This is a genomic window from Enterococcus sp. 3G6_DIV0642 (assembly GCF_002140635.1).
In the GTDB taxonomy this organism is placed as follows: domain Bacteria; phylum Bacillota; class Bacilli; order Lactobacillales; family Enterococcaceae; genus Enterococcus_D; species Enterococcus_D casseliflavus.
In genome coordinates this window covers 1,741,215-1,758,784 of sequence record NZ_NGLH01000001.1, presented here as the reverse complement: position 1 = coordinate 1,758,784, position 17,570 = coordinate 1,741,215, and the positions used below count along the sequence as shown (strand labels likewise).

General features: G+C 41.7%; 19 protein-coding genes and 1 pseudogene. 10 read left to right on the top strand and 10 right to left on the bottom strand.

What is annotated here, in order from left to right:
• Window positions 1-271 precede the first annotated feature (271 nt).
• A complete protein-coding gene (locus A5878_RS08385; RefSeq protein ID WP_008379949.1) occupies window positions 272-1,258 on the top strand; it encodes a DNA/RNA non-specific endonuclease in 987 nt (328 codons plus the stop codon).
• 32 nt (window positions 1,259-1,290) lie between these two features.
• On the opposite strand, the gene A5878_RS08380 is transcribed toward A5878_RS08385, so the two are convergent.
• Entirely contained in the window at window positions 1,291-1,545 is a 255-nt protein-coding gene (locus A5878_RS08380) for a LexA family transcriptional regulator (protein WP_016620130.1), read from the bottom strand.
• 341 nt (window positions 1,546-1,886) lie between these two features.
• Here A5878_RS08380 and A5878_RS08375 point away from each other — a divergent pair, with 341 nt between their 5' ends.
• The gene (locus A5878_RS08375) at window positions 1,887-2,372 is read left to right on the top strand and encodes an AmiS/UreI family transporter (RefSeq protein WP_086295381.1); all 486 of its coding nucleotides are present in this window, start codon (window positions 1,887-1,889) and stop codon (window positions 2,370-2,372) included.
• A gap of 16 nt (window positions 2,373-2,388) precedes the next feature.
• On the opposite strand, the gene A5878_RS08370 is transcribed toward A5878_RS08375, so the two are convergent.
• A complete protein-coding gene (locus A5878_RS08370) occupies window positions 2,389-3,651 on the bottom strand; it encodes a glycosyl transferase (protein ID WP_086295379.1) in 1,263 nt (420 codons plus the stop codon).
• 162 nt (window positions 3,652-3,813) lie between these two features.
• Between A5878_RS08370 and A5878_RS08365 the strand changes: the two genes are divergently transcribed.
• The 3 genes from A5878_RS08365 to A5878_RS08355 all read left to right on the top strand — a co-directional run bounded on the left by A5878_RS08365 (window position 3,814) and on the right by A5878_RS08355 (window position 5,591).
• Window positions 3,814-4,206, top strand: a complete 393-nt coding sequence (locus A5878_RS08365) for a hypothetical protein (RefSeq protein WP_010748336.1) — start codon at window positions 3,814-3,816, stop codon at window positions 4,204-4,206.
• A gap of 61 nt (window positions 4,207-4,267) precedes the next feature.
• Window positions 4,268-4,807, top strand: coding sequence for a sigma-70 family RNA polymerase sigma factor (locus tag A5878_RS08360; RefSeq protein WP_086295377.1), 540 nt, complete (start codon window positions 4,268-4,270; stop codon window positions 4,805-4,807).
• Complete coding sequence (locus A5878_RS08355) at window positions 4,797-5,591, top strand: hypothetical protein (protein WP_005226067.1); 795 nt, start codon at window positions 4,797-4,799, stop codon at window positions 5,589-5,591. Before A5878_RS08360 ends, A5878_RS08355 begins: the two co-directional genes overlap by 11 nt.
• Before the next feature lie 718 nt (window positions 5,592-6,309).
• Here the strand turns inward: A5878_RS08355 and A5878_RS08340 are convergent.
• Entirely contained in the window at window positions 6,310-7,635 is a 1,326-nt protein-coding gene (locus tag A5878_RS08340; RefSeq protein WP_086295375.1) for an NAD(P)/FAD-dependent oxidoreductase, read from the bottom strand.
• Between the two features lie 183 nt (window positions 7,636-7,818).
• Here A5878_RS08340 and A5878_RS08335 point away from each other — a divergent pair, with 183 nt between their 5' ends.
• Window positions 7,819-8,007: a hypothetical protein gene (locus A5878_RS08335; protein WP_005226063.1), complete on the top strand. Its 189-nt coding sequence runs from the start codon at window positions 7,819-7,821 to the stop codon at window positions 8,005-8,007.
• Window positions 8,008-8,069: 62 nt separating this feature from the next.
• On the opposite strand, the gene A5878_RS08330 is transcribed toward A5878_RS08335, so the two are convergent.
• The 3 genes from A5878_RS08330 to A5878_RS08320 form a co-directional block, all read right to left on the bottom strand.
• On the bottom strand, window positions 8,070-9,047 hold the full coding sequence (locus tag A5878_RS08330) for a Gfo/Idh/MocA family protein (RefSeq protein ID WP_015509684.1): 978 nt from the start codon (window positions 9,045-9,047) through the stop codon (window positions 8,070-8,072).
• Window positions 9,044-9,469, bottom strand: coding sequence for a heme-binding protein (locus A5878_RS08325; RefSeq protein ID WP_086295372.1), 426 nt, complete (start codon window positions 9,467-9,469; stop codon window positions 9,044-9,046). The genes A5878_RS08330 and A5878_RS08325 overlap by 4 nt, the downstream gene beginning before the upstream one ends.
• Before the next feature lie 114 nt (window positions 9,470-9,583).
• Complete coding sequence (locus A5878_RS08320) at window positions 9,584-10,609, bottom strand: Gfo/Idh/MocA family oxidoreductase (protein ID WP_086295370.1); 1,026 nt, start codon at window positions 10,607-10,609, stop codon at window positions 9,584-9,586.
• 204 nt (window positions 10,610-10,813) lie between these two features.
• Between A5878_RS08320 and A5878_RS08315 the strand changes: the two genes are divergently transcribed.
• From A5878_RS08315 to A5878_RS08300, 4 genes are all read left to right on the top strand, one after another.
• Window positions 10,814-11,707 (top strand): MurR/RpiR family transcriptional regulator, encoded by an 894-nt coding sequence (locus A5878_RS08315; protein WP_010748330.1) that lies wholly within the window; start codon window positions 10,814-10,816, stop codon window positions 11,705-11,707.
• Window positions 11,704-12,669, top strand: coding sequence for a Gfo/Idh/MocA family protein (locus A5878_RS08310; RefSeq protein ID WP_086295368.1), 966 nt, complete (start codon window positions 11,704-11,706; stop codon window positions 12,667-12,669). The genes A5878_RS08315 and A5878_RS08310 overlap by 4 nt, the downstream gene beginning before the upstream one ends.
• A gap of 158 nt (window positions 12,670-12,827) precedes the next feature.
• On the top strand, window positions 12,828-13,052 hold the full coding sequence (locus A5878_RS08305; RefSeq protein WP_005226057.1) for a hypothetical protein: 225 nt from the start codon (window positions 12,828-12,830) through the stop codon (window positions 13,050-13,052).
• A 177-nt stretch (window positions 13,053-13,229) separates the two neighbouring features.
• The gene (locus tag A5878_RS08300; protein ID WP_086295365.1) at window positions 13,230-13,706 is read left to right on the top strand and encodes a GNAT family N-acetyltransferase; all 477 of its coding nucleotides are present in this window, start codon (window positions 13,230-13,232) and stop codon (window positions 13,704-13,706) included.
• 71 nt (window positions 13,707-13,777) lie between these two features.
• Here the strand turns inward: A5878_RS08300 and A5878_RS08295 are convergent, their stop codons facing one another.
• The 4 genes and pseudogenes from A5878_RS08295 to A5878_RS08280 form a co-directional block, all read right to left on the bottom strand.
• On the bottom strand, window positions 13,778-14,821 hold the full coding sequence (locus A5878_RS08295) for an AI-2E family transporter (RefSeq protein WP_005226055.1): 1,044 nt from the start codon (window positions 14,819-14,821) through the stop codon (window positions 13,778-13,780).
• A 172-nt stretch (window positions 14,822-14,993) separates the two neighbouring features.
• On the bottom strand, window positions 14,994-15,851 hold the full coding sequence (locus A5878_RS08290) for a triphosphoribosyl-dephospho-CoA synthase (RefSeq protein ID WP_086295363.1): 858 nt from the start codon (window positions 15,849-15,851) through the stop codon (window positions 14,994-14,996).
• 12 nt (window positions 15,852-15,863) lie between these two features.
• Window positions 15,864-16,950, bottom strand: a pseudogene (locus A5878_RS08285) (acyltransferase family protein).
• A 24-nt stretch (window positions 16,951-16,974) separates the two neighbouring features.
• Entirely contained in the window at window positions 16,975-17,568 is a 594-nt protein-coding gene (locus A5878_RS08280; protein WP_016620112.1) for a malonate decarboxylase holo-ACP synthase, read from the bottom strand.
• Window positions 17,569-17,570 lie beyond the last annotated feature (2 nt).

Sequence of the window (17,570 nt, the reverse complement as noted above, 5' to 3'; positions counted from 1 at the left end):
AAACAAGCATCAAAGGGAAATAGCAACAACTTTATTCATTATATCACATAGTTTTTTTAAAACATGAAAAATTTGACTTGCAAATAAAAAAAACCATTCAGGCATGTTCCCTTGGTAAAGAAAGTGGGTTAAGAACATTTGAGATCAAAAAGCAAAAGAAACCTGAAAGTTCTGTAAAACGCTCCATGCAAATGGTATGATGAATGGGTTGCAGTTTTTTTACTCCCCGTTTATGCTAACTATACATCAATGAAAAGAGAGGCAAAAAAAGATGGCAAAGAAAAAAACATTTATCGGATCGGTCACTGCGCTTCTCGCACTCGCAGCAGTCGGATTTAGTTTCCTACACAGTAATGATCTATTCCCAAATCACAAAACACCATCATCAGAAGTGGCAGTCACTTCTGCTAAGGATATTCGTGCAGATGAGCTGGCACAGTTAACTTACCAAGGCACCCAAACGATTGAAGTCAATCAGAACATTCCTGAGTTTTCAGAAGATGATCTTTCCCTTGAAAATGGCGCCTGGGAAGCATACGGCGACCTCGATCACCTCAATCGTGCGACATCTGCTGAAGCAATGTTGAATCAATCCTTGATGCCCACGGAAAAGCGTGGCGATATTTCCAGTGTGAAACCGACAGGTTGGCGTAATAAACAGCTCCCCAATGGGAAATATTTATATAATCGAACCCACTTGATTGGCTTTGCTTTAGCTGGCGAAAATGCAAACTGGAAGAATCTGATCACAGGGACAAGTCAGTTGAACAATCCCGAGATGTTGCGCTTAGAAATGGATATCAACTATTATCTCAAGCAAGATAAAAATCATTATGTCCGATATTCCGTCACCCCGATCTATCGCGATGACGAGCTGGTTGCCCGTGGGGTACAGATGCAAGCCCAATCTATTGGCGAGGATACGATCCAATTCAACTATTATATCTTCAACATCCAAGATGGTGTCACAATCAACTATGCGGATGGTAGCAGCGAGATTTCCAACGAAGATATGACGCAGCCGGAGAATGCTACAAGTAGTGAAAACAACACGACAACAGCCACTTCTCAAAGCAGTGAAACAGAGGAAAAACAGAAAGAATATGTCGATCAACAAGGAAACGGTTTGATCAAAGGATCAAGAAGCGGCATCTATCATTTGCCCGGATCTAAATACTACGAGGATACTACCAACCCGAAAGAATGGTTCAAAACCATCGCTGAAGCGGAAGCTGCCGGCTACCGTGCACCAAAATAAAAAAGCCTTAGGCTTTTTTATTTTGGTTTTATTTATTCTTCGTTGGCTTGTGCTTGTCGCAACACTTTGACATAGGCCTTCCCTTCGTCTGTAAAACGAACCGAACGTGACTTAAAGCGATAAGCTCGGTAAATCAGGCCTCTTTTTTCAAGACGCAATAAATGACGATAAACCAAAGAAGTTGTTTTTATCTCTTCATTGGCACAGATTTCTCGTATGGTAGGTGCGCAACCTTGAGCTTGCATATATTCGTCAATAAAAAGTAAGATTCGATCTTTTCTCGGCATAATTCCTCCTTTCCGCAAAACAGTCTTCACTGCTGCAAATTCGTAAAAACCGATAAGCTACTGCCTCGTCAGCTTTTTGTCCAATTAATACACTGAAAATCTATTGTTCCTCTCTCTTTTCCCATTCTTCCAACGAGTTAAAGTTACTTTTAAACGCTGGAATTTTCCCCTTAACGAGAAAAGCATCGGCTAGCAGCGCTCTTTGGTATTGATTTTATCAAATTTAGCAGCAAAAAATAGCAAATTTCAAAATTACTTTCCTTTTTATTGACCTAAAAATAAATAGAGCTATTATTTTTTCTTAGAATTTGTTATTCTAAATTTAAGTAAAGGAGGATTTTATGTTAGGGATCGGTTTATTTTTTGTAGGAATTACTTTGATAATCAACGGCTGGGGCAGCTTACTTCACATTGACTACCGCTCACTTGCTTTGATCAATCTTTTTACAGGTTCGTTATCTTTTATTATCAATCTAATCTATATGCTTCAAGGCGCTTATTATGAAGCAGGCACTGGCTTTCTCTTTGCCTTCACGTACTTATTGGTAGGGATCATTTACCTTTTTGATTTAGATCTACGTATTTATGGGATTTTTGCGCTATTCGTAGCCATCAATACCTTGCCTTTTGCTTGGGTCTCTTGGCAATGGGAGCAAGATCCCCTCTTTGCATTGATTTGGTTAACATGGGGAGCGTTATGGTTTTGCGGCTTTTTGGATACGATCGTGAAGGTAAACTTTGGTCGTAAGATTCATTATTTTGCGATCGCTTGTGGTATCTTCACTACGTGGGTCCCAGGCTTGCTGATGCTATTAGATCTCTATTAAAAAAAGAGTGATTATCTCAATGATAATCGCTCTTTTTTTTAGTAGGAAAACTGTTTTTTTCTAAAAAGTGTTCAATCTCCTGCATCGCTTTCTGAGGACCATTTGTCGGGAAATGCTTCTTTAGCTGGCAGGCTTGTTGTCGGATTTTCGGTAAACAAACCTCAGTCAGGGCAACTTCTAGCTTTTTCACAGTTACTGGTTTTGTTAGTGCAATTGCATTGCCATACGCCACGCAGTACTGAATATTGCAGCTTTGCTCATAGTGCATCCCGATTCCGATAAACGGCTTCCCAGAGGCACAAGCTGTTTGAACAGTCCCTTCCCCACCATGGATAAAAGAAAAATCGATATGCTCATGCAATAGATGACTTGGCAGATATTCGGTCAAGAACAGATTCTCTGAGTCGTTGTGTTTCTCCTTGAGTAGATGCGTAACCGGAGCAATGATCGCTAGTTCCGAACGGTTTCGCAAGAAAGCTAAGATTTTTCGCACCAAGCGCGGATTCCCCGAACTGCCCATTGCAAAATAAACGATTCGTTTTCTTTCCCGCCGCTTTTGTTGAATAAAAGTCAACACTTCGTCTGGTAAAGAAGACCCGAGCTTCGCAAAAATCGGCCCAACGATTTGATAATTTTCTGGCAGCTGCTCTTTCGTTAAAAATAAATCAGGAGTGGTGATGAGATTTAAATCAGCGTCCATCATTCGTAAGCTCGTTTCAGGCATAAAAAGTTTTTCTGTTTGAGCAGCGTGTTTGAATGCTCGGGGCATCCAGCGGGATTTTACCAGTTGTTTTCTTATCCAATACCAAAGTGGTTTCCTTAGCGGTCCTAAGAAACGCAAACTAGAAGGGATAAATGCGCTATCTGATCGAAAAAAGGGATCGCTCATCGCATAGGGTTTTACGTAGACTAAGGGAATCTGTTTGCTGCGAGCAGATAGAAAGATCGTGACATTCGATCCAGTTACAATGACCTGAGGAGCAAGTTTATCGATCAGCTTTTGTTCGCTCAGAATACGCGCGGCAACCATCTCTTTGGTGAAGGGATTTTTGATTGAGCGTAGTTGATCTAATTTTATGATCTGTTCCTCTTGTTTTTCTGTCAGAGTCGGCGTCAGCAAATGGTACGTAAAGCCACTTTCAGTGATAAGTGAAGCAAAGGTTTTTGAAAAACCAAAGAACTCGCAGTGGTGATTTCCTTGCATTTGTTTAGCGACTTCGATCATCCTTGTCGTTTCAGCCAAGTTGAATACCGCAGGCGCAAAAAGAATCGTTGGCATGAAATCCTCCTTATGTATCGAGTCCATCCACTCGTTTCTTTCAAGTATACTAAAAGTAGGCACATGTAGGAGAAGTTTTTTTGCAGATCTTCTCGTTCATCTTTTTACATTATTTAATTAAAAATTTGCTATAATAAAGAAAACCTTTCAAGGAGTAAACCAATGCGAAAAAAAATATCTTCCTTGCGGCTTAGTACATTATCAAGCGGGCTCATTCTCTTTGCTTTCTTTTTCTTGATTCAACAATTTTGGGAAATGGTTGTTTCTGACTTTGCACTTTTGCCTTCGCTGGCATTCATCCAAATTCTCTTGATGATCCTTTCAACCTTTCTCATTAGCAAGTTTGTTAAAAAACGCTCGTGGCGGCAAGTGCTTTTTGGCAGCTACCTATTCATCATCGGCTCGCTATTTTCTTTCTGGCTAGCAAATAATCCATTGGAGCTGCAAGCAGTCATTCTTTATATGATAGGCGCTTTTTTTGGCGGCATTCTTTGGGAATATTTGGCCCAGCGCTTGGCAACAGATCTTCTGGCCAAAGAACATGAACCTCGTTAACAGAGGTTTTTTTCTTTTTCTGATAGAAAAGGCAAACATTCTTCGTATATAGTGTGAAGGGGTGAAAAAGGTGCAGGATAAAGAAATCATTGAACGAATCAAAAAGAAAGACTATGCCGGCTTAGAAGAACTGTTAGCTGTTTATGGTGATAGCATGCTGAGGACGATTCATAGTGTCCTCTCCCAACCGCATGAAGTGAGCGAGCGCCAAGATGTAGCGAACGAAGTTTTTTACGAGGTTTGGCAAAAGATTGCTGCGTACCAACCAGAAAGAAGCCGCTTGATTACTTGGCTGCTTTTGATCAGTCGTAGTCGTGCGATTGACCACAAGCGGAAGTTGAACAAGCGCTCACTGGAAGAAAAACCTGTTGATGAGCAGGAACTAGCTATTGAAGAATCACCTTTGACAAAGGAAACCTTTTTGGGCTTTATTGAAGACCTTGAAGCCCTCGATCAAAGGATTTTTCTGCTCTACTATTTTTACCAAGAGTCACCCGAAACCATCGCAGAGCAGACGGACTTAAATGTCTCAGCGATCTACAATCGTCTTTCCCGTGGCCGCAAACGCTTAAAAGAAAGGATGACTATCGATGGATTTTAAACAGTTAGTCTTAAATGAAAACAATTCACTGACAAAAATATCTGAACAAGAAAAAGCAGCAACCTTCGAGCTGTCCAAACAATATGTTTTCTTGCAAGATCTATTAGAGGAGCTTCGGACGCTTTTAGCAAAAGACGAAACGATTCTTGGCTATCTGCCTTTGACGCCAGATGGAAACCTCGCCTTCGCCAATCAAGGGCTTGGCGCCTATGCCTATGCAACAACCGAGAAAGCAAAAGCATACCGTGACATCTTTCATGATACCCGCGGCAATCGTTTGTTAGTTTTCACAGAAACCCGCATGCTTTTTCTGGTCATCATCGACTATTTAGAAAGTAACACCTATTTCAGTTACCCCTATGAGACCATCAAGGCGTTCACGATCAAGCCAAGAAAGCTGATGAAGCACGAATCACCAGAGGATAAAGAACAATTCCATTGGGGCTATTTCGACTTTCAGGCAGGGACGCACATTTTCTCAGAAGTACTGACGAAAAAAGACTACGAATTATTTACGTCCTATCATGAATCGATCCCTGCACTCAAGAAAATTCCGATTCAAAACAAAGTTTACCGAGCAGCGAAATATCAGTATTTCCTGAGTAATTGGCATTTCAGTTTTCGCTTGATGACCGCTTTCAACCTGCTTTTTCTGCTGCTGTTTGTATTAATGATTCTCGGATTTTTCTTACACATTGGTCCACTAAAAGGATTTTATTATAAGGATCTGTTGGACATAGGTATGGTCATTTCCCTTTTTCATAGTAAGAACATCTTGCCATAAAAAAGGACTGCTGCTCCTTCCTAAGCATTTCTTTTATATCAATTGAATAAAGCACCAGATTTTCTACAAAAGAGTACCCCTTGCAGGATTCAAGTCAAAATGAATGCTGCAAGAGGTATTTTTCGTCTCGGACAATTGGGATATTCCTAACCGTTCGTTTTTTCATTTCCTTTTGAAATTCTCAGATTTCTTGTGAATTTTTCAGAAGACTCCACTCATAATTTCATACATGCCTAATGGGATTATTTTTTCCTTCACGCTTGCTTTTTAGGAAGAAACGTTATGATGATTTTACTTGCTAGGAGGTGTGAAAAATCGAACTTATCGGACATTTGGTCTTTTGGATCCCGTTTTGTCTTTTTCTAGTGATTGGATCGTTTTTCATACAATGGCGGAAACGTTTCGTTTCAACCCTTATTGCAGCGATCCCGTTTCTCTTTTTTATGGTAAAAATATTCAATTATCGGCACTATGAGCCAGATTCTATTTTCATCATCTATTTGGTCGGGCTCTTCTTGTCGGCGATCTTACTGATTGCTGCTGTCCGCCGGCTGTCAAAAAAAGCCTAAACCTAGGGTTACTAGAAAACAAAGACATTGCCTAAAATGAAACCCAGCCTAACTTTAAGGTTCATTTAAGGTTCACGGACTATAGTCAATACGGACATAATAATTTAGAGCCTGTGCTAGCGGAAACTAGCGCAGGCTTGTTTGATTATTTATAGAAAATAGGACAAATCGCTAGCAGGTGTTGGGTAGGCAAAAATCATTTGGGCCAGCGCTTCTTTCGATAGCTGATTCTCCAACACAAAAACGAAGTGGTTGATCAACTCATCGGCCAATGCAGAAACAATCGTGACAGCAACGATGGTATCAGATGTGTCATAAATCAATTTGATTTTTGCATCTTGATCATTGATTCGTCGATAGGTATACCAAGAAGAAAGATCCATCACCTCGCTATGATATTCTGAGGCATTATCGGCAATCTCTTGCTCACTGATCCCGACTCTTGCCAGTTTTTCCGCACCAAAAACTAGTGTAGGGATCAGTGGATAGCGGATGGGCGTTTTCTGGTCATCTATATGCTCGACAAGATAGGCGGCTTCAAAGCTAGCAACAGGCGTCAGTTTTGGCTGCTTTTTCGCTAGCACATCTCCGATTGCGTAGATGTGTGTTTGACTAGTCTGCAAAAACTCATTTACAACGATCCCTTGTTTTGACGTTTCTACCCCTGCCTTTTCCAGTTGCAGCTGATCGCTATTGGGTCTGCGTCCCGTGGCACCAATCACTGCTTCTACGGTGAGAGACAATGCTTGTGTCTGAATTGTATAGTGGTTTTGTTCTTTCATGATTCGCTGTGTGTTCTGGTTAAAGTGAAACGAAACACCTTGGTCCTGCATTGAACGAACCATTTCTGCGGTCAATTCAGCATCAAATCCTTTTAATGGCTGGTCATTATGATGAATCACATGAACTTCAGCACCTGCTGCTTGAGCGATCATCGCCAGTTCGAAGGTAATATAACCAGCACCTATGAAAGCAATCGTTGCTGGCATCTTTTCAAAGGAAAGAAAATCAGTACTGCTTTGTAAATGTTCCTTGCCGACGATTGGCAGTACCGCTGGACGCTGTCCTGTCGCAATAATTATTTTTTCTGCTTGAATCTCTTCTGCGTCCACGACGACCGTATGGGCATCACGAAAAGCGGCTTGTCCGTAGTAAGTAGTGATTCCTTCTGCTAGTAACCCTTGTTTGGTTGACTCCGGCACCCGATCGGTATACGAGCGCTTAAACGCCATCAGTACTGGCCAATCAATGGCTACCTGCCCTTGAACGCCATTGCCTTGCATACGTTTCGCCTCTGTTTTGACTTCTACGCCTCGCATCAGTAGTTTTTTCGGATCGCACCCGCGATTGGGACAAGTGCCACCCCATAAATCGGCTTCAACGATCGCGACTGTCTTACCTTTGGCTTTTAACCCGTAGGCAGCAGCCGTTCCAGCTGGACCCGCTCCGATAATCAGTACATCCACCTTTTTCATCTGTCTCCTCCTTCTCCTAAAAAAATATTCCTGCGCTTTCTCTTCCCTTCAAGTATAGCGAATCACGGTCAGCCAACAAAATAATTCGCCTTTTGCGGCTCCTGCGAATGATCACAATCAGACCTTGAAGTTGCGTTTGATGTGGTATAATTTTCTTGTCAGTTTAACGACAAAGGAGAATGAATGACTGTGAGTTTTAAACGTTTTTTTCAGCTCTTTCTTTTTTATTTTCTCTCGATTCTGGTGGCATATGGCCTGATTGCATTTCTAGCAGTAGATAACTTTTGGCTGGTGGTCTGTTTGATGACGATTGTCGGCTACCTCACCTTGGGTATCCCACTAACCTTATTGAGTTTAAAAAAGAAAAAATAAGACAACAGACAAAGACACCAGCAACTTTTCTAAGAAGCTGGTGTCTTTCCTCATTGATGCGATTATCCTAATACGATCTGGGCATCTGCCAATGCTTTTTCCACGACTTCCATCACCAGCTTGCTATGGGCAAGACGTTCCTTGACAAAGGCCTGATCATTTTCGTGAATGGCTTGTGCAAAACGGACAAATTCTTCAAACATACGATGTCCGTGAACGCTGCGATCCTGATGGCTTTTTGCCCCATGGACCGGTTCAACGTCATAGCTGGCAAGCATATTCGTCGGCCCATTGACGATGATCGATCCTTTCGTCCCTTGGATCGTTGAACGAATCGTCGCTGTCGAATCTTTGGCGCCGATACAAACGACTTTTGTTTGTTCATAGTCTAAAAACAGCATGCCAGAAGTATCGATCCCCTGTTCGACATTAGCAAAATAGCGGACACTTTTTGGTTTTCCTAAAAGCCCGACGACAAAATGAATATTATAGATATTGATATCCATCAATGCCCCACCACCCATTTTCGGGTTAAATGCAGGTAAAACGGTTCCCTCTTTGAATAAATCATAACGAGAAGAATACTGCGAATAGTTGCATTCAATCACTTTCAGCTCTCCCAATGTTTCAAGCTGCGCTTTTATTCCTTGATAGTTGGCTAAGTACTGATTTGTGATGGCTTCGATCAAAAGCACCTTGTGGGCAGCAGCCAATTCTGCTAATTCTACTAATTCTCGTGTCTGCAACGTAAATGGCTTTTCACAAATGACGTGTTTGCCAGCGAGGATCGCTTCTTTGGCAAAGGAATAATGCAAATGATTGGGCAGTGCGACATAAACGGTGTCAACGGATGGATCCGCCAAACATGCCCCTAACTCTGTGTAGACGGTTTGAATCTTGTATTGCTGTTTTAAGTGATTCATTTTCTCTAAATCATTTTCTGTCCCAAAAATAGCGGACAGTTCAAGCTGCGGGACATCCCCTGCCACCGTCAAAAAATCATGGACGATCATGCCGGCCCCTAAAATCGCTAAGTTCATCTTGCTTCCCCTTTTCTATCTTCTTGGATCATTTGTTTCAATACTTCAGTGATCACTTTATGATCCTCTAAATGCGCCAAACCTGACACACAGATAGCACCCGTGACATTTCTGTCTTCGATAATTGGAAAACCACCACCACAAATTGCATAATGTTCGTCTTGTGCCCATTTAGCAAATTGTATATCTCTATCTTTTTGCGCATAGACGTATAGTGAACTATGCCAGCTTTCTAGTACCGTTCGTTCTTTTCTTTCAAGCCAAGGGCTTTCTTTTCGCCCTGCCATTAAAAATCGAATGATCGGCAAGCCCTGATGAACAACTTTGATCCCTACCGGCTTCGGGTAGTTCCTTTTAACGTACTGATCGATGGCAATAACCAACCGCAATGCGAGGTCATTGTCAAAATGAGCAAACTGCAGTTGCTGTTCTTCTTGCAGGATTTCTGAAGGTTCGATTCGGATCTCCTCCTTTACGTTGAGTCAGTTGATGCCTTCAGGCACTTTGTTTGTCAAAAGCCCCATAATCACCCTGCCTTATGACTCAGTGATTACTTGATTGATGCCTGTTTCTAGCATTTCGATTTGTAAAATCGTTTCTTCGTCTTTCACGATTTTCTCTTTGCCATGGATGATCGTTTCATAGACGCCCTCATACACACGGCTATAATCACCAATTTCAGAGATGACTTTTTCTTCATGGTAGTTCCCGTTCGCATCCATATAAGTTAGTGTGCCATAGTGCTCTGGCAAATCGATCCCAAAATCGGCATGATCTGGGAGATAAAACTGTTTTAGATGCTCTTCTTGTCGATCCTTGGTTTGTTTTACAAAAACGCCGTTTTCGCCATAAACGACAAAACTAGGCCGCTCTTTTAATCGGAAGTAACTAGATTTGACTGAGACTTTCATTCGACCATAAAACAGATCCAAATCGAAGTAATCATTCATGCGATTTTTTCCAAGCAATTGCCGAACCTCATAATGGACATCGTCTGGTTGTCCAAAATAGGAGATCACTTGGTCCAGTGTATGACAAGCGTGTCCGTACAAGTAGCTAGTATTCAATGAAAATTCGTTCACTGACCGTGGAATCTCTGGACGAAAATAATCATAATGCATCTCTACTTCTAAGAGATCTCCGAGCACGCCGCTTTCGATCACTTTTTGCGTGGTCAAAAAATCGGAATCAAAGCGGCGATTTTGATAGCATTGCACAAACAAGCCTTTCTCCTGCGCCAGTGCGAACAATTCCTTTGCTTGTGCCGAAGTTTCCGTAAAAGGTTTTTCGATCAAGACATTTTTCCCATGAAGCAAGACATCCTTGCCTAATTCATAATGCAAATGACTGGGGGTCGTGACCACAACTAATTGAATTTCAGGATCACGGTAGATATCCTCTAAGTCAGAGGTGTAATGAACGCCTTCTAGTGTTGGCCAGGTCAGCTTTCCGCTTGGTGAATAGATCGTCTTTACTTTGATCTTATCCTGCAGCTTGGTTGAAAAAGGCAGATGGTAGCGATTGGTGCTTTTTCCGTTTCCGAGATATGCGATAGTTAACATTATGACGCCTCCTATGAATTGATAGCTTGATTATTGCTGATATCCTTCGAAATGAGAAGTCTTTTGCCAAAAACAGGTTCTTTTGACCAGACTTTTTCGCAAACTGCTGAGTGGTTCTGAACATTTTTACCAAATTGACAAAAAGGTACAGTTTTTGCTTTTGGTTTTCTTTGTCCTAGGCTATGATTAGAAAGAGGTGGTTTGATGTTATTAGGAGATAAATTACGGCTTCAAGAAGGATTGACCAATACGGAGAAACGGATCGCCGATTATATTTTGCAAAATATCAATGATGTGCCTTCGTTGACGATTGAAGTCATCGCCAAGCATACATACACATCCCACTCTTCCGTCATTCGTCTAGCCAAAAAGATGGGGTATGAAGGATTTAAAAGTTTTCGCTTAGGTCTGGCTGAAATTGCCCATAATCAGATGTTCAACCCAACCTTTGTTGACGCGAATTTTCCCTTTTCGCCTAAGGATCAAACACCTGACATTTTGAAAAAAATGGCCGATCTAACGATCAACTCGATCCACAAAACCCATGCTCAGGTCGCTCCAGAAATGATGGAAGCAGTGGTGCAATCGTTGGAAGCTGCGCAACGGATTTTCTTATTTGCTCGCGGCGATTCTCAGATCCGAGCAAGAAGTTTTCAAAATAAGTTGGTCAAAATCAATAAGTATCTGATCGTAGCTGATGAATATGGGGATGATGCGTGGAATGCATCGAACGTCACGCAAAATGATTGTGCCGTGTTTATTACCTACCGTGGGAAAAATACGCAATACGAAAAAATCATGCAGCACTTTCGTGATGTCGGCGTACCAGTGATCGTGATTTCTGGAAACGCCCATGCGAAAATCATCCCATTAGCGACCCATGCGATCATCGCTTCTCATGATGAACGTGATTTTCTCAAAGTCGGCACCTTTTCTTCACAGGTCGCCTTTGAGTATATTTTAGATTCACTGTTTGCATTGCTGTATGCCAAAGAATACCAAAAAAATATTGTCGAGTTAAGAAAAAAACAAACTGTTTTGGAATCAGGGATTCTCTCAGAATACCCGTCAACTGAAGAAAAGAGGGAAATGAAATGATCAATTGGGGAATTATTGGTGCCGGAAATATCGCCAATCGCTTTGCTGCAAGTTTAGAAAATTTTCAAGACGCCCAGCTTTATGGGGTTGCTTGTCGTACGATGGAAAAAGCGCAAGCGTTTCAAGCAAAATTTCCGTGTGATGCCGTCTTTGATGACTACCAAAACCTATTAGATGATCCAACTATCGATGTCGTTTATATTGCTTTGCCACATTTGTATCATTATGAATGGATCATCAAAGCCTTTCAAGCGAAAAAAGCTGTTTTATGTGAAAAACCAGCAACCTTGACTGCACAAGAAATGCGCGATGTACAAAAACAAGCTCAAGCACACGAAGTCTTCTTTATGGAAGCCATGAAGCCACGCTTCACCCCAGCGTATCGCAAACTAAAAGAACTTGTGGATAGTGGTCATATCGGTGAGCTAACAAGTGTCACGACTACTTTTCGCCGCCATTTACCAGTCGAAGGCAGTTCTTACCATTATCTGCCAAAACAAGGGGGTGCTTTACTGGATATGGGGATCTATAACTTAGCCTTTATCCAAGATTTTTCACCAGAAAATTTAACTGCCGAAATGATCGATTACAGCCTGTATGAAACTGGGGTTGATACCTATGTTGAAGCACGCTTTGTCAGTGAAGACTTTGTTGCAGTGATTGAGACTGGATTTGACCAAACAAAAGAGACGGTGGCGGAGTTACAAGGAACAAAAGGGAAAATCACGATCCCCAACTTCCATCGCCCCGCTTCTTTTACCGTGACGATTGACCAAGAAGACACGGTCTATGATATTGGGTACGAGATCGATGATTTCCATTCAGAGATTCAAGCAGTTCACACCGCTCTTGCACAAGGACAACTCGAAAATCCCCTGATGTCCTTAACGGATAGTATTGCCTGTATCGCTTTAGCTGATGAACTAAGAAGCTTACTAGATGCGGAAAAAAAAGACAATTAAGATCATGCCCCATCGTTTTTGAATAGAACTGACCAGTGGTTGCCACTCGGTCAGTTTTTTTGTCAAAAATTGAGCGCTTTCTTTGACGCTATTGAAATGGTTATATTATATTTATTGAGTATATTTTTATACAAATAAAAAAAGAAAGGAAAACGCTTATGACTCCAGAAATTATAACGTATCTTATTTGTTTATTGACCTTCGCTTATCTAGCTGTGACGGTTTTTACTTTTGTAAAAAATCGTCGGACAGGTGACGGCTATCGCCTCCGTATTTTTTACGTGTTGGCAGCAGCACTCGTCTTTTTGCTTTCCGTTTATGCAATCGCTACCGGTCAAACCTATGACGACTTAGTGACATCGATAAATGATCTTTTTCAATAAAACAACGACGGCACGAACCCCAGCGGATCTCTTCGTTTGTGAACCTGTGGTTGAGGGAAGGATCAAAACAGAAACGAGCCAATGAAAGACTGCTAATCGATGGCTTTTCCATCAGGATCTGCTAAGCCGAATCAATGTCTTTCAATAAATGATGTCTGATTTTTTATGGAGGTGTGCATGCTCATTCAGCTTAAAGAAGCGAAGCTTTCCGATCTGCTTTCAATCTACTTGATACAAAAAGCGGCCTTCAAATCCCTCTTTCTCCGTTATCAAGACAAAGAAACTTCTCCCTATTTACAAAGTTTCGAGAAGCTTAACGCAAAGTTTTCTGCGTCGAATACCACTTATTATTTAATCATGACCGCTCAGAAAACCGTGGGCTTTATAAAACTGACGGTTGAGCAGGAACATACGACGAAGCTATCTTCCATCGCCCTTCTTCCCTCCTACGAGAACCGCGGGATTGGTAGACAAGCAATGATCTTGATTGAAAGGAACGTACAAACAGATACGATTCGTTTGAATACGATCCTGCAAGAATCCAAACTGGTTCACTTTTATCATTCTTTGGGGTATTTCCCAACAGGCAGGTTTCAAAGCCCCTCTTCAGCAATCTGCTTTGTCTCCTTTACGAAAAAAATTGCTGCGAAATAAAAAAGCCATCTCGCCTTTCATCGGCAGAGATGGTTTTTTCTATCAATTGCCATCCTTTACAGCAATCATTTTTATTGGTCCTGCAAGGTGTCATCGGATTTTTTACGCAATCTCGGAATCTCTTTCACATTCATTAAATCTAAAAAGAAAGTGAACAATGGGATCCCGATGATCAAGCCCCACAAGCCAAAGAGATGTTCGCTAAGATACAGGAGAATAAACGTGTAAAACATCGGGATCTCTGTTTTATTAGCCATCAAGCGGGGATTTAAGATATAGGATTCCAAGGCATGAACAAACACTATGATCAATAGAATGTAGATCACGTCATTAAATCCGCCGATAGAATAGGCAATAAACGTCAATGGAATACACGAGATGATCACACCAGCAACAGGAATCAAGCTGAGAAAGAAAATCATCAACGCCAAACTCAACAGCTGCGGAAAGCCCATCACCGCTAAGGCGAAAACAGTGATCGCTGTATTGACTAAGGCGATCACCAACTGCGTCTCGATCACATTTCCGAAAGCCCGCGTAAACTTAGCTCCTAAATAGTAAACATCTTCAAAGAACCACGCCCCTCGCCCTTGCAAAAACAGCCGAGAAAACGCAACGGTCTTTTTGTTATCGATCATAAAGAAGAAGCTAAGCAGAAAGGAGATCAGCACAGTCAACGCCAACTCACCGAAATTATACAGATAATTGATCACGACTAGAACGCCGCTTTGTAATTTCTGGATGTATTCGCTGGTCTGCAATAAATTCAAGACATATTCGATCAATTCATTATTGGAGTCTGTCCGTTGGTAGAAATCAGCAACGGAATTGACTAATTGGACGGATTGTTTGATGATGATGGGTACATAATTTGTTGCTACTAAATAAAGAATAAAAACAATCAAGCTGTAGGTCAGGATGCTCGTAAGCTTGATGGGCAGATGGCTTTTTCGATGGAGCAAAAGAACCAGCCGATAAATCAGATACGTAAAGATAAAGGTCAGCAAAAGAATGGTCATCAGACTGCGAAACAAAAAAAGAATGCCCGCAAGCATAAACAGGACAGTCCAGCGCCGCAACACAAGATTTTGAAGAAAAGCATTATAGTATTTCATCTGTAACTCCTTTATTCGTTGCAATGGAGCAACGAAGCATTTCAGTAGTGCCTAAGAATTATCTAATCATTAAACTATGCAAATAGCAAGAGATTTTATTTTTCTTAATCGAGCGAAAAAATGAAACAAAAAATCCTTAGAAGAATCGTTGCCTTTCTTCTAAGGAAAAGAGTTATTGGTAAACGGTCTTTCCTTCGTTTACGGGTAAAGCCGAGTTGATGGACAATAAAAAGAAGCTGGCAGCCAACAGATCAGCACTGCCGCCTGGAGACACATTTTCTGACTGGCAGAAGGCTGCTAGTGCATGAAATGCTGGGTTCGGCAACGCTTGCTGATTGGCTTTTTGTGCGAGTTGCTGAACCAGTGCCAGTACCTCTTGATTGCTGCGGTATAAAATACACGTATCGTCCAGCGTAGCGATGATCGCCAACAGCATGTGGAGCCTTTTTTTGGTCTCATTGGAACAATCCCGAGAAAAATAATCTGCTAGAGCGATTTGAACATGAGGGAACCCAGCAGCAGCTTCCCCATACGCACCGAGATGTCCATATTTGGCTTGAACAGTTTTGCCATGACTTTCTGTTTGTTGAATCAGCGCACGATCAGGAAATGCAGTGAGAAGCTGGATGTCAGAAAAGACTTCTGGTAAAAAAATCCGTTGTTTGCGACTAAGTTGGCTACTGACGGCGCTGATGAGCAAGCCTAGTGCCCAGATGGCTCCTTTATGAGTGTTGATGCCTCCAGTGGCTGCCAACATCGCCTGTTCTGCCTTCCGACCGATTGCAGCGATTGCTTCCCGCAACTCTTGAGACATGCTGCTTCCCCAAGACACCAAGGCCATTTCTTCAAAGTATGGCGTCAATGCTCGAGCTGATCGTAGAAAGAGTGCTTGATCCATATCGTGATGGGCACCTGAATCAATGGCATCCACTAACCCAGGTTTTGGGGACAATGTCACTTCTGCAATCAAGGCTTCTTCTACCAATTGGGCGAGTCGTCGACAATTTTCTTCTACAGCTAATGCAAACATCCAACTCCTCCTCTAGTTTTTGATTTGACCTTTGATCGTTACCCATAAAACATGCAAAACATAGCTTGTTAAAAAACCACAGCTGGCAGTTGCCAAATAAGCGACGATGATCATGATGCCCATTGGCAGTTGCAGCAATAAATCTTTGAAGCATAGCAACAAGACTTGAAAGACAAAAACATTGGCAAGATAGGACCGATACGCATAAGTAGACAGCCACTTAAACGTCCCTAACTGTGGGGCATTGTTTTTGATCATGGTTGATCCAAACATAAAGACTGCAAAAATCAATACTAAGCTATATAAGCTTTGCAATGTATTTAAATACGGTGCATGAGCGAAACTTAGATCACCTGCATAATGTAGCAGATGATTGGCAGATAATAGCCCTAATGCTAAGCCCACTGGCAAGAAAGCGTAGCGAATCTTGTATAGGAAGCGATAGACGGTTTCGTGATAAATCAAAGCGGCCTCGCCATAGATCCCGTAGATCACAAAGCTAAAGACAAACCGATCCAATAAATACCAGCTTTCATGATGCGGTCCTTCAAAAACTTGGCGATCATAAAATACATACCAAACGACATACAAAGCAGTTGCGACGATCAATACTGGCCAAACAGCTTTTTTCTTCGTCAACACTTTGTAGCCTAACCAGACAAAAAACGGCATCAACAATTGGATCTGCAGCATCATGATCGTATACCACAAGTGTGGCGCCGCATCCCCCGTCACATATTTCAGTAAAAACGTTGCTGTGTCAGTATAAGGTTTTCCTTGTTGGACAGCGGGAAACAGCCATAAATAAGCCGTCGTTCCAAAGCACATATGGCACGACAAGTTCAAAAAACTTTTCTTTCAAAAATTCTAGATAAGACAGATGTTGACTTGTCTTAACCATGTTATAAACAATAGCAAAAATAAACAAGGGTGCGGTAAATTTCACCAAGACATAAAAGGTACCGATGAATGCTGCAGTCTTTTCATCTTGGGTATTGGATAAGGCAAAAGTCAAAATCGTTTGCATCATTACTGCTGTCACGGCAAATACTTTTTGGAAATCACTGATGTTGATTTTTAAATCGTTGTTCTCAAACATGTTTTTCGCTCACTTTTCTAATAATTACCAAATCTCAGTGGTGAGTTTTGGCCCTTCGTCTGTTTTTACTAAGATTTTTTTTGATGGATGTTCCAAATACTCCTTTAAGGCAAACCCGCCTTGTTTTGTGATAACTTGAACATCGATCTGTTGAAAAAAGGCTGCCTGCTTTTCCAATAGTTCCAGTGGCAGCTTTTCTTTCGTGTCGGCATAAAGCAACAGATCTAAATCACTGGTCGGCTTGATTGCTGCCTGTTTTGCAGCCAATTCAAAACCCAAGCTGCCACCGATTCCCCAAGAATAGTGCTTCAATAAAAGCCGTGCTTGTTGATAGCTGCGGTAAACTGGATAATTGGCTACTTCATTGAATCGAAAGCTCTCACGAGTGATCAATTCCCAAGGATGGATCGTTCGTTTGATCATGTTGCAGGGTGCCTCAAAGGCAAACCGTTCTTGCCGCTTTTCCCCGCGCAACCCCACTGGTAAATAGCTGGGGTTACGGGGTTTCCCACGACGGACGGTCGCAAAAAGCTGTTCTTTTTCAGAAAACCATTTGGGAATATCAATCATATCAAGAACTTCTTTATCTAATTGAACGATATCGTGGGCACGGTTCATTC

Bases quoted from the DNA above. Each gene is read 5' to 3' on its own strand.
- A5878_RS08385 (WP_008379949.1), top strand. From the start codon at position 272: ATGGCAAAGAAAAAAACATTTATCGGATCGGTCACTGCGCTTCTCGCA.
- A5878_RS08380 (WP_016620130.1), bottom strand. From the start codon at position 1,545: ATGCCGAGAAAAGATCGAATCTTACTTTTTATTGACGAATATATGCAA.
- A5878_RS08375 (WP_086295381.1), top strand. From the start codon at position 1,887: ATGTTAGGGATCGGTTTATTTTTTGTAGGAATTACTTTGATAATCAAC.
- A5878_RS08370 (WP_086295379.1), bottom strand. From the start codon at position 3,651: ATGCCAACGATTCTTTTTGCGCCTGCGGTATTCAACTTGGCTGAAACG.
- A5878_RS08365 (WP_010748336.1), top strand. From the start codon at position 3,814: ATGCGAAAAAAAATATCTTCCTTGCGGCTTAGTACATTATCAAGCGGG.
- A5878_RS08355 (WP_005226067.1), top strand. From the start codon at position 4,797: ATGGATTTTAAACAGTTAGTCTTAAATGAAAACAATTCACTGACAAAA.
- A5878_RS08340 (WP_086295375.1), bottom strand. From the start codon at position 7,635: ATGAAAAAGGTGGATGTACTGATTATCGGAGCGGGTCCAGCTGGAACG.
- A5878_RS08335 (WP_005226063.1), top strand. From the start codon at position 7,819: ATGACTGTGAGTTTTAAACGTTTTTTTCAGCTCTTTCTTTTTTATTTT.
- A5878_RS08330 (WP_015509684.1), bottom strand. From the start codon at position 9,047: ATGAACTTAGCGATTTTAGGGGCCGGCATGATCGTCCATGATTTTTTG.
- A5878_RS08320 (WP_086295370.1), bottom strand. From the start codon at position 10,609: ATGTTAACTATCGCATATCTCGGAAACGGAAAAAGCACCAATCGCTAC.
- A5878_RS08315 (WP_010748330.1), top strand. From the start codon at position 10,814: ATGTTATTAGGAGATAAATTACGGCTTCAAGAAGGATTGACCAATACG.
- A5878_RS08310 (WP_086295368.1), top strand. From the start codon at position 11,704: ATGATCAATTGGGGAATTATTGGTGCCGGAAATATCGCCAATCGCTTT.
- A5878_RS08305 (WP_005226057.1), top strand. From the start codon at position 12,828: ATGACTCCAGAAATTATAACGTATCTTATTTGTTTATTGACCTTCGCT.
- A5878_RS08300 (WP_086295365.1), top strand. From the start codon at position 13,230: ATGCTCATTCAGCTTAAAGAAGCGAAGCTTTCCGATCTGCTTTCAATC.
- A5878_RS08295 (WP_005226055.1), bottom strand. From the start codon at position 14,821: ATGAAATACTATAATGCTTTTCTTCAAAATCTTGTGTTGCGGCGCTGG.
- A5878_RS08290 (WP_086295363.1), bottom strand. From the start codon at position 15,851: ATGTTTGCATTAGCTGTAGAAGAAAATTGTCGACGACTCGCCCAATTG.
- A5878_RS08280 (WP_016620112.1), bottom strand. From the start codon at position 17,568: ATGAACCGTGCCCACGATATCGTTCAATTAGATAAAGAAGTTCTTGAT.